Origin of the sequence: Vibrio sp. 10N.247.310.17 (assembly GCF_041466605.1) — a bacterium.
Classification (GTDB): Bacteria; Pseudomonadota; Gammaproteobacteria; order Enterobacterales; family Vibrionaceae; genus Vibrio; species Vibrio tasmaniensis_A.
The window spans coordinates 18,285-28,970 of sequence record NZ_JBFSTC010000068.1 but is presented as its reverse complement, the minus strand read 5'-3'; the positions used below and the strand labels follow the sequence as shown (position 1 = coordinate 28,970).

8 protein-coding genes are annotated in these 10,686 nt (G+C 44.4%); 7 read left to right on the top strand and 1 reads right to left on the bottom strand.

Annotated elements, in window-relative coordinates:
• Positions 1–666: 666 nt before the first annotated feature.
• Positions 667–1,845, bottom strand: coding sequence for a tRNA epoxyqueuosine(34) reductase QueG (gene queG, locus AB6D80_RS17310; protein WP_029223845.1), 1,179 nt, complete (start codon positions 1,843–1,845; stop codon positions 667–669).
• Positions 1,846–2,092: 247 nt separating this feature from the next.
• On the opposite strand from queG, the gene tsaE reads away from it, so the two are divergent.
• From tsaE to hflK, 7 genes are all read left to right on the top strand, one after another.
• The gene (gene tsaE, locus AB6D80_RS17305; protein ID WP_004735870.1) at positions 2,093–2,557 is read left to right on the top strand and encodes a tRNA (adenosine(37)-N6)-threonylcarbamoyltransferase complex ATPase subunit type 1 TsaE; all 465 of its coding nucleotides are present in this window, start codon (positions 2,093–2,095) and stop codon (positions 2,555–2,557) included.
• Positions 2,551–4,266, top strand: a complete 1,716-nt coding sequence (locus AB6D80_RS17300; RefSeq protein WP_017101857.1) for an N-acetylmuramoyl-L-alanine amidase — start codon at positions 2,551–2,553, stop codon at positions 4,264–4,266. The genes tsaE and AB6D80_RS17300 overlap by 7 nt, the downstream gene beginning before the upstream one ends.
• A gap of 89 nt (positions 4,267–4,355) precedes the next feature.
• A complete protein-coding gene (gene mutL / locus AB6D80_RS17295; RefSeq protein WP_372189136.1) occupies positions 4,356–6,545 on the top strand; it encodes a DNA mismatch repair endonuclease MutL in 2,190 nt (729 codons plus the stop codon).
• A 167-nt stretch (positions 6,546–6,712) separates the two neighbouring features.
• The gene (gene miaA, locus AB6D80_RS17290) at positions 6,713–7,645 is read left to right on the top strand and encodes a tRNA (adenosine(37)-N6)-dimethylallyltransferase MiaA (protein WP_009847880.1); all 933 of its coding nucleotides are present in this window, start codon (positions 6,713–6,715) and stop codon (positions 7,643–7,645) included.
• A gap of 192 nt (positions 7,646–7,837) precedes the next feature.
• Positions 7,838–8,104: an RNA chaperone Hfq gene (gene hfq / locus AB6D80_RS17285; protein WP_004735866.1), complete on the top strand. Its 267-nt coding sequence runs from the start codon at positions 7,838–7,840 to the stop codon at positions 8,102–8,104.
• Positions 8,105–8,148: 44 nt separating this feature from the next.
• On the top strand, positions 8,149–9,456 hold the full coding sequence (gene hflX / locus AB6D80_RS17280) for a ribosome rescue GTPase HflX (protein ID WP_009847881.1): 1,308 nt from the start codon (positions 8,149–8,151) through the stop codon (positions 9,454–9,456).
• Positions 9,457–9,483: 27 nt separating this feature from the next.
• Positions 9,484–10,686, top strand: coding sequence for an FtsH protease activity modulator HflK (gene hflK / locus AB6D80_RS17275; RefSeq protein WP_017107434.1), 1,203 nt, complete (start codon positions 9,484–9,486; stop codon positions 10,684–10,686).

Below are 10,686 nucleotides of genomic sequence, written 5' to 3'. Positions count from 1 at the left end.
GAGCGCAACCTTGCCAAGGTTGAGGTCATCGGTTCGAACCCGATGTATCGCTCCAGTTTACTTTTCATGGTAAACAAAACTCTTTAAACCACAGTGTTTAAAGACGACCTTACCGGTCACGCTCTTTCTTTAATGCTGCGAAGCATAATCCCCCCAAAAAGCAAATAATCCTCCATTATGGTGGATATTTTTTTGTCTTAAATTTTTGTTAGCAACAAGAATGCTAGTAAACATCAGGTCTCTGAAGCAGATACTTGAGGTTTTTCATATCTATAAACAGACTTATCCACAAAGTATCAAGTGTGGATAACTTGGTTGATAAAGTTATTTCAGACCTAATTCTTTACATTTCTCTAAAAGATCTTTCTTGTTTTCAGTATATTAGCTGAATTGTGCCGATCGTAACTCATTGTTTTTTATCAGGTTGAATGCTTACCTTGAATTTGATAAAAGATCGTTAACTTGTTGTTTTTTGATCTTAATCATTTATCGGTACTGTGTTTAACTTTACGTGGGTGTCGGAAGTTTACGAGAGTTCTGAATTTTTTCCACATTGTTAGAATTGAGAACAAGGTCAAACATTGTTCGAAAATTATGTGCAACGAGTTGTGTTGTATGGTGGGTTGTTGGTGTGGGTTGACCTGCCAATCGTTGATGGCTAAAGGGCTAGGCGTCTCTTGGTAGCCCTTTCTCAACGATGCGTATTAGCCTGTGCTTTTTGGTGAGGATTTTGCTGCTATCTTTTTGCACACAACTATTTTTCTGCGTAGAGCTATCTTCTTGCATGCTGCTAGCATTGGGTAACTGTTGTAGTTGTTTATTTAAAGCCCACTCAATATGCACATCCAGCATTTCGTTGTTGCCTCGATGAGATTCCAGTGTTTCAACAATGCGTTGTTGAAATGGCGCATTGCCCATAGCAACAAAAATATTGCGTAACCATTGGGTGTGTCCAATACGTCTTATCGCTGAGCCTTCCATCTTCTTTAGGAAGGTCGCTTCATCCCAACTTGAAAGTGAAACAAGGTCTGCCTCTCGGAAGTCTTCTCTGCGGTGGAAGTCTGTTTGCTCAGTGAGTTCGGCATGGCGGTTCCACGGGCAAACTAACTGACAGTCATCGCAACCGTAAATACGATTACCAATTGCGTCTCTAAACTCTTCCGGGATCACACCATCATATTCAATGGTTAAGTACGAGATACATTTTCGAGCATCCACTACGCCATCAGCAATAATGGCGCCCGTTGGACAAGAGGTGATACATGCGGTGCATTTGCCGCACTCATCGACACTGGGTTCATCTGTTGGAAGAGGTATGTTAACTAACAATTCTCCTAGGAAGAACCAAGAGCCAGCGTCTTTATCAAGAATTAATGAGTGTTTACCTGTCCAGCCCAACCCTGCTTTTTGAGCGAGCGGTCGTTCCAAGATGGGCGCTGAATCCACGAAAGGACGTGAGTCTAAACCTTCGACTTCCTTCTCGATTCTTTGTCCCAGCTTTTTCAACTGGTTGCGGAACAATTTGTGATAATCGCGGCCTAAAGAATAACGGCTGATATAACCTTGAGTGGTATCGCTTAGGTTAGAGGCAAACTGAGCTTCTGGTGGTAGATAGTTCATTCGGGCGCTGATCACTCGAATGGTGCCTGGGTGAAGTTCATTGGGACGAGCACGCATCATCCCATGTCGAGCCATCCAATCCATTTCGCCGTGGTTGCCAGCATCTAGCCATGCTTGAAGAGGGGCTTCATGTTCACTTAAATCAACATCGCAGATGCCAACTTTTTGAAAGCCTAGTTCTTTTCCCCAGATTTTAATTTTTTCAGCAAGATGGTCTAGATTCATGGCTTAATTCTTAATTCTTATTTTCTCTGTTTTACAATTAGAGATAAGGCTAATTAAAATTAGGTTCGGCAAAAATGGGGGCGGATCTTAACGGATCTTAGTGGTATTGACCAGAACAGACGTGTTTTGATCAGTATTTTTCATAGAACTTACACTTGAGTGCTTGTCTCCCAAAAGCATCACGGTTTACTATTCTTGTTCTTTTGATTTTTATATAGTCAACGATCGATTTTTAGAGAACGTATTCATGAGCACGAAACAATTTACTTTGAAAGATGAACAAGCAACGATTCAATTAGGAACGGAGCTTTCTAATCTTTGCTCACAGCAGACAACTATTTATCTGCATGGTGATCTTGGCGCAGGTAAAACGACCTTCAGTCGTGGTTTTGTAAAAGCACTTGGCCATCAAGGAAATGTAAAGAGCCCAACGTATACTCTAGTTGAACCTTATCAACTTGCCGATTGGCAGGTGTACCATTTTGATCTTTATCGCCTAGCCGATCCTGAAGAATTAGAGTTTATGGGGATTCGTGACTACTTCACGCCAGATGCTATCTGTTTGGTTGAATGGCCAGAGAAAGGTTATGGAATGCTACCAGAAGCAGATTTGGATATTGATATTCGTTACCAAGACGATCACCGCATTGTTTCTTTAACCGCTAACAGTGAATACGGACAGCGCTTACTTAGTCAGTTGGAGTTATGTTGATTTCTAGACGCCTTATTTCAGCAGTAGCTATGTTGGCTGCTGTTTTTTCTATACTGTTTTCTTCACTTGTTTCTGCAAACTCACTAAAGAGTTTAAGGGTTTGGCCTTCTCCAGAAGAAACTCGTGTGGTTATCGATTTAAAATCAGAAGCGGATTTCAGCTATTTCACCCTGAGTAGCCCGAGTCGCTTGGTTGTTGATTTAAAAAAGACCAACCTTGCAACTAAGTTACCGGTCGTGGTGAAAGACAGCCCCGTTCTATCTAAGATTCGTAAAAGCTCACCGCCAGACAAAAACACCTATCGCTTGGTTTTTGAGTTAAAGAAGTCGTCTAAAGCAGAGTTGTTTAAACTCAGTCCGACTCCTGGTGGTCAGTACGGACATCGCTTGGTGATCGATTTGCCTCATGGTGCGGCAAGTAAAGGCAAAGCAACATCAACGCCGACTAAGCCAACAGTGAGTAAGAACCTCAATCAAGTTAAGCGTCAGCGTGATGTTCTGATTGTGATTGACCCAGGCCACGGTGGTGAAGACCCTGGTTCCATTGGCCCATCTCGTAAATATGAGAAGAATGCGACTCTTAGTATTTCGAAAAAGATCGCTGCGCAGTTGAATGCAGTTCCGGGAATCAAAACGCGTTTAACACGTAATGCTGATTACTTTGTAAACCTGAACAGACGTGTTGCAATTGCTCGTGAGAACGAAGCACACCTCTTGATCTCTATTCACGCCGATGCCTTTACGACGCCTCAACCAAGAGGTGGTTCGGTGTTCGTGTTGAATACTCGACGGGCAAATACTGAGATTTCCCGTTGGATTGAGAACAAAGAGAAGCAGTCAGAATTGCTGGGCGGCAGCGGTGCTGCGTTTACTGGCAATATTGCAGATAAAAACGTCAACCAAACCCTGCTTGATTTGCAGTTTAGCCACTCTCAAAAAGAGGGCTACAAACTGGCAACGACCATTCTCTCTGAAATGGGTAAGGTCGCAAAACTGCATAACAGTAAGCCGATTAACACCAGCTTGGCAGTGTTACGTTCACCACAAATTCCATCGGTACTTGTAGAAACGGGCTTTATTTCGAATCCGACCGAAGAGAAGCTTCTTTTCCAACGTTCGCATCAAGACAAACTTGCGCGGGCTGTGACCAAAGCGGTCGTTAAATATTTGAAAGCGAATCCACCAGAAGGGATTGTTATTTCTAACGCGGCGGCATCTTCTAACTCTACCAGTCAGCACAAAGTACAGCGTGGTGAATCATTGTCTGTGATTGCGAAGAGGTACGGCTCGTCTACACAAGCATTATTGAAGTTGAATGGTTTGAAGTCGACGAGCTTAGCGGTAGGGCAAATTCTAAAAATTCCAAGCTCGGGTTCACAAGCGGCTACCACAACAAGCCGTAAAACGCTGACACACACGGTTAAGTCTGGAGAGTACTTAGGCAAGATAGCTAGCCGTTACAAAGTATCGGTAGCAAGCATTAAACGTGAGAACCGCTTGAAATCAGAAACCGTGAGAGTAGGCCAAAAGTTACGTATTACGGTTGAAGTAAAAGATATACCTCTACGTAAACATAAAGTCGCAAGAGGTGATTATCTTGGCAAGATTGCTTCGAAATATGGCGTGAGCGTCAACAGTATCCGTCAAGCAAACAAACTACGTTCCGATGAGTTGGCCATTGGCCAAGTGCTGATTATTCCGCACAAATAGTTGGCTAATGTTGAAGTAATGTTTAGAACATAGAAGCAATCTCAAACGCGAGAGGTGCTTCTATAAATGGCAGTAAGGTAGCTATACATATGACGATCAAAATACTGCCAGCTCGGCTAGCTAACCAAATCGCAGCGGGTGAAGTGGTAGAAAGACCTGCTTCTGTTGTGAAAGAGTTGGTTGAGAACAGTTTGGATTCTGGTGCGACACGTATCGATATCGATATCGAGAAAGGTGGCGCTAAGATGATCCGTGTTCGTGACAACGGCAAGGGCATTGTTAAAGATGAGCTTGCCTTGGCATTAAGCCGTCATGCTACCTCTAAAATTCATACTCTTGATGACCTTGAAGCGATCGTCAGCCTAGGTTTCCGAGGTGAAGCTCTGGCGAGTATTAGCTCTGTTGCGCGCCTAACTATGACTTCACGCCCTACGACTCAGGATCAAGCTTGGGCTGCACATAGTGAAGGTCGTGATATGCAGGTGAAACTGCAGCCAGCAGCGCATCCCATTGGCACCTCGGTTGAGGTATTGGATCTGTTCTTCAATACTCCGGCACGACGTAAATTCTTACGCACCGAGAAAACTGAATTCACGCATATCGATGAGCTGCTTAAACGCATTGCATTGAGCCGTTTTGATGTGACGATTAACCTTCGTCATAACGGTAAAATGATTCGTCAGTACCGCGCTGCAAAAACACAAGTTCAAGCCGAAAAGCGCATCGCAGCTGTATGTGGCAATCCTTTTGTTCGCCATATGCTTAAGATCGAACTTGAGCATCAAGGCTTAAAACTTCATGGCTGGATCACCACGCCTGAAGGAGCAAGACAACAAAGCGATCTGCAATACTGTTATGTGAATGGTCGTATGATGCGTGACAAGCTCATCAACCATGCGATTCGTCAAAGCTACGAAACTAGCTTGCGCCCCGACCAATTCGCTACGTATGTGTTGTTCATCGAGCTAGACCCACATCAGGTGGACGTGAATGTTCATCCTGCAAAACATGAAGTGCGTTTTCATCAAGCCCGCCTTGTACACGACTTCATCTACCAAGCCTTGAGTGATGGCTTAGCCCAAAGCAAACAAATTGATGCAGCACCGATCAAGCAGTCTGCGTTTCATCAGTCAGAAGTGATGCATCATCAGCAAGGTAGCTCGAATCCGGGTATCGGAGAGATTGCCAGTTTCTCAGAGCCTGAAAGCATAATGCCGAGCAGTTCAGAACAACCTCAAGTATCTGATAGTGAAAGATATGCTATTGAGCAAACGCCAGCCTACCCAAGAAAAGCCGAATCTGAACAGGTTTATGATAACCCTCAGCACAGCGTTAATGATGGTGGGCAGCGTTATAGCTCACCAGCTAACCGAGGTTCATCGTCTAGCAGAGGCTCGTCGGATCGCGAAACCAGTTTTACAGGCTCGCCTCGCCAAGAGTGGATAGAGTCTCGACCTGAACCTAAAAAAGAAAAAGAGCCGCACCAACATCATGGTGAGCCTGCTCCATCTAAGCGAGAAGTGAAGGCCTATAAAGAGCTTCTGAAAACGCCAGATTTTGATGACCAAGTTGGAGAACCATACTCACCTCACGAGCATGTGGCACCCGTAGAAACCAGAGACAACTTAGAAAATAAAGAAGCTAAGTCTGCTCAACAGAATCCTGTTCATTTAAAGCCAAGAGTACCTGTGACGGACTTGGGCAAAGCGGTCTCGATTGTGGAACGTCAGTATTTGGTGATGGGTAATAAGAACGGCAGTGTGTTGGTTTCTTTGGCTAAGGCTGAGTTATTGCGTGTTGTTGGCCAGCTTGATACGCGTGATGGCGAGTTAAAGAGCCAACCATTATTAGTGCCTTTATCCATCAAATTAGGCGCTGATTTAGTCGATGTCGCTAAGGCGCTAAGTCCAATACTGTCTGTGCTTGGTATCGAGCTTAAAGCTAGGAATAACGAAGCGATAATGGTGATGGGAGTGCCTTCTCCTTTGAGGCAGCAAAACTTACAAATTTTGATCCCAGATCTGTTATCTTACGCGGCTTCAATAAACGCTCAGGCCTCGGAAACTCAAGGCCATAGCTTTTCTAGCGATACGTTACCATTACTGGTTAACTGGATCGGGATTCAGACAGCACAAGTAAAAAACGACTACACTTTATCTGAAGCGGTTCAACTAGTTGGGGAACTTGAGCAACTTTGGCATGGTCTACTTCCATTAGATGATCCCGAATTTGTTAATCCTATCGACTTTTCTGCAACCATCGCTGCTTTTATGGCTTAGTTTGCAGGTGAATTTTCACAGCTGAGTTTTAGATAAATTAAGCTTATTTACGGCTTCGGCTGTTTACGATTTAACTGTTGCGATGAGGCTTTTCTTAGTAGACAAGTGTATCGCGACATGAAGCCTTTTAATTAAGAGCTCTAACAGAGAAATAAATACAAAATATCATGACTGAAAAATTACCTTTAGCGTTGTTTTTAATGGGCCCAACGGCATCAGGAAAAACAGATTTAGCTATCCGCTTGCGTCAGAAATACCCGGTAGAGATCATCAGTGTCGATTCGGCGCTAATCTACAAAGACATGGATATTGGTACTGCTAAGCCGGATGCAGGAGAGCTCGCGCTCGCGCCTCATCGCTTGATTGATATTCTCGATCCAAGCGAAGCGTATTCTGCGGCTGACTTTCGTCGTGATGCGATCAGTGAAATGAATAAGATTGTAGCGGAAGGTAAAATCCCGCTACTTGTTGGTGGCACAATGCTTTACTACAAGGCATTGTTGGAAGGTTTATCGCCACTACCCGCCGCGGATCAAGAGATTCGTAAGCAGATTGAAGCGGAGTCTATTGAACAGGGTTGGCAGGCATTGCATGATCAATTAAGAGAGATAGATCCCGTATCCGCTGAAAGAATACACCCAAATGATCCACAAAGGCTTTCAAGGGCATTGGAAGTTTATCGAATTTCGGGTAAAACATTAACAGAGCTAACTCAAACGAAAGGCGATAGCCTGCCATTTCGTGTAAAACAATTTGCAATAGCTCCCAAGGAAAGGAAAGAACTCCATCGCCGCATTGAGCTGCGTTTCGAGAAGATGATAGAAGCGGGATTTGAAGATGAAATGAAAGCGTTGTACGCCAGAGAAGATCTTCACCCTGAACTGCCATCGATCCGATGCGTTGGTTATAGGCAGATGTGGGATTATTTAGATGGGAATTGCGATTTAGACGAAGCGGTTTTCCGTGGTGTCTGCGCAACCCGTCAATTGGCCAAGCGACAAATCACCTGGTTACGCAGTTGGGATGATTTAACTTGGTTGGATAGCGAAAACATTGAACAGGCGTTAGAAACTCTTTCAGATGCAATAGCATCTGATTAGTATTGCTGTGTATAATGTGATCGCTTTTGCGTGAATATACTCTGGAAAGGATCAGTTGTTGAGGCTTTTAAAAATCACAGCCTTTCAATAACAACGGAGTTTTTTTATTCGTTTAGCTCAGATGCAAAGGCCGCACCTTTTTGTGCACCACTAGCTAAATAATTACAACAAAATATAAATAAGGAAAATAAAATGGCTAAGGGGCAATCGCTACAAGACCCATTCCTAAATGCACTCCGTCGTGAGCGCATTCCAGTCTCTATCTATCTTGTTAACGGCATCAAGCTGCAAGGTCAGATCGAGTCTTTCGATCAATTCGTGATCTTATTGAAGAACACAGTAAACCAAATGGTTTACAAGCATGCGATTTCTACTGTGGTTCCTGCTCGTGCAGTGAGTCACCACAGCGGCGAGCAACAACGCGCGCCATCTGATCGTCCTGAGAAGACTGAAGATTAATCGTTCAATTGATACAGCTTGCGCTGTAATAAGGAGTTGGTTGCTTGTTTGACCGTTATGAATCCGGCGAGCGAGCCGTACTTGTTCATATCAACTTCACGCAAGAGGGAGAATGGGAAGACCTAAGCGAGTGTGAAATGCTGGTCTCCTCAGCGGGGGTAGAAACGCTACAAGTGATTACTGGTAGCCGACAATCCCCACTCCCTAAATACTACGTTGGAGAAGGTAAAGCCCTAGAAATCGCACAAGCTGTTCAGCTGACCGGTGCTGAAATTGTGATTTTTAACCACTCCCTCTCTCCTGCCCAAGAGCGCAACCTCGAGCAATTGTGTAAATGTCGTGTGATTGATCGCACGGGTTTGATCTTAGATATCTTTGCACAACGTGCGCGAACTCATGAAGGTAAGCTACAAGTTGAGCTCGCTCAGCTTCGTCATATCTCTACTCGATTGATTCGTGGTTGGACTCACCTTGAAAGGCAGAAAGGTGGTATTGGTCTTCGTGGTCCAGGTGAAACTCAACTGGAAACCGATCGACGTTTGTTGCGTGACCGTATAAAGGCAATATTACGTCGTTTAGCGAAAGTCGCTAAGCAGCGTGAACAAGGACGACGTGCTCGTAATCGAGCTGAAATCCCAACAATTTCTTTGGTTGGTTATACCAACGCGGGGAAATCAACACTTTTCAATCGCATCACAAGTGCTGGTGTTTATGCGGCAGACCAACTGTTTGCAACCTTAGACCCAACACTACGTAAGATTGATTTGGCAGATGTCGGGCCTGCAATTCTCGCAGATACCGTAGGTTTTATCCGTCATCTACCACACGACTTGGTCGCTGCGTTCAAGGCTACGTTACAAGAGACGCAGGAAGCTGACATTTTGTTACATGTTGTTGATGCCAGTGATGACCGCTTTCGTGAGAACATTCAGGCTGTTCATGAAGTATTAGAAGAAATCGATGCTCATGAAGTGCCAACCCTTGTAGTCATGAACAAAATTGACTGCATGGAAGACCAAAAACCTCGAATTGAAAGAGACGAAGAGGGCGCACCTCGCGCTGTTTGGGTTTCTGCAATGGAAGGAGAAGGCATTGAACTGCTGTTTGAAGCTTTAACTGAGCGTTTAGCAAGTCAAATGGTTCAATTCCGATTGTGTATTCCACATCAACATCAGGGCCGTATTCGTAGCTTATTCTTTGAGATGAAATGTATTCAACAAGAAGAGTATGATGAAAATGGTAACTTGTTGATAGATATCCGAATGCAACAAATAGATTGGTCTAAACTTGAAAAAAGAGAAGGGGCGCTCTTAGGTGGCTTTATCGTTACCAAAGAGACTGCTACAGTATAACGTCATATCAAATGATGGAGCTTTCTAATGGCGTGGAATGAGCCTGGAAATAACAACAACGGCGATAATAACGGCCGCGATAACGACCCTTGGGGTAAGAACAATAATCGCGGCGGCCGAGATCAAGGACCGCCAGACTTAGACGAAGTGTTTAGTAAACTAAGTCAAAAGTTAGGTGGCAAGTTTGGTAAAAAAGGTGGCAACGGTAACGGGCCATCTATTGGTGGTGGCGGTGCGATTGGCTTTGGTGTCATTGCTGTCATTGCGATTGCTATCTGGTTCTTCGCTGGTTTCTATACCGTTGGCGAAGCAGAAAGAGCAGTAGTACTTCGACTGGGTCAGTTCGACCGTATCGAGGAACCTGGTCTTAACTGGCACCCACGCTTTATCGATGAAATCAAAGATGAGCAACTGGTAAACGTTCAAGCGATTCGTTCTCTACGTGCTGCTGGCACCATGCTAACGAAAGATGAAAACGTTGTGACCGTTGAAATGGGTGTTCAATACCGTGTTTCTGACCCATACAAATACTTGTATCGTGTAACGAATGCAGACGACAGTTTACGCCAAGCAACCGATTCAGCGCTTCGTGCGGTAATTGGTGACTCACTAATGGATAGTATCTTGACAAGTGGTCGTCAGCAGATTCGTCAAAGCACTCAAGAAACGTTGAACCGTATTATTGATAGCTACGACATGGGTATTCTGATTGTTGACGTGAACTTCCAGTCAGCACGTCCACCAGAGCAAGTGAAAGATGCATTTGATGATGCTATCGCGGCTCGTGAGGATGAAGAGCGTTTTGAACGTGAAGCAGAAGCTTACCGAAATGACATTCTTCCAAAAGCAACAGGTCGAGCTGAGCGTTTGAAGAAAGAAGCGGTAGGTTACTCAGAGCGCACAGTTAATGGTGCTCTAGGTCAAGTTGCTCAATTCGAGAAACTGCTACCTGAATACCAAGCTGCTCCTGAAGTAACACGTAACCGTATGTACCTAGATACAATGGAAAAAGTGTACTCAAGCACATCGAAAGTCCTGATTGATTCTGAATCAAGCGGTAACTTGCTATACCTACCAATTGATAAGCTAGGCGCACAAGGTGGTTCTCAGTCGGGCACTCGCCCTGCAAAAGCATCATCAACTTACGATCAAATTGAGTTAGAAACTCAAGCGGATCCTAAGCCTAGCACTCAAACTCGTTCAGACAGTTCACGCCAAGGGAGATACTAA

Excerpts from the sequence above, each read along its gene's own strand:
- queG (WP_029223845.1), bottom strand. The coding sequence starts at position 1,845 with ATGAATCTAGACCATCTTGCTGAAAAAATTAAAATCTGGGGAAAAGAA.
- tsaE (WP_004735870.1), top strand. The coding sequence starts at position 2,093 with ATGAGCACGAAACAATTTACTTTGAAAGATGAACAAGCAACGATTCAA.
- AB6D80_RS17300 (WP_017101857.1), top strand. The coding sequence starts at position 2,551 with ATGTTGATTTCTAGACGCCTTATTTCAGCAGTAGCTATGTTGGCTGCT.
- mutL (WP_372189136.1), top strand. The coding sequence starts at position 4,356 with ATGACGATCAAAATACTGCCAGCTCGGCTAGCTAACCAAATCGCAGCG.
- miaA (WP_009847880.1), top strand. The coding sequence starts at position 6,713 with ATGACTGAAAAATTACCTTTAGCGTTGTTTTTAATGGGCCCAACGGCA.
- hfq (WP_004735866.1), top strand. The coding sequence starts at position 7,838 with ATGGCTAAGGGGCAATCGCTACAAGACCCATTCCTAAATGCACTCCGT.
- hflK (WP_017107434.1), top strand. The coding sequence starts at position 9,484 with ATGGCGTGGAATGAGCCTGGAAATAACAACAACGGCGATAATAACGGC.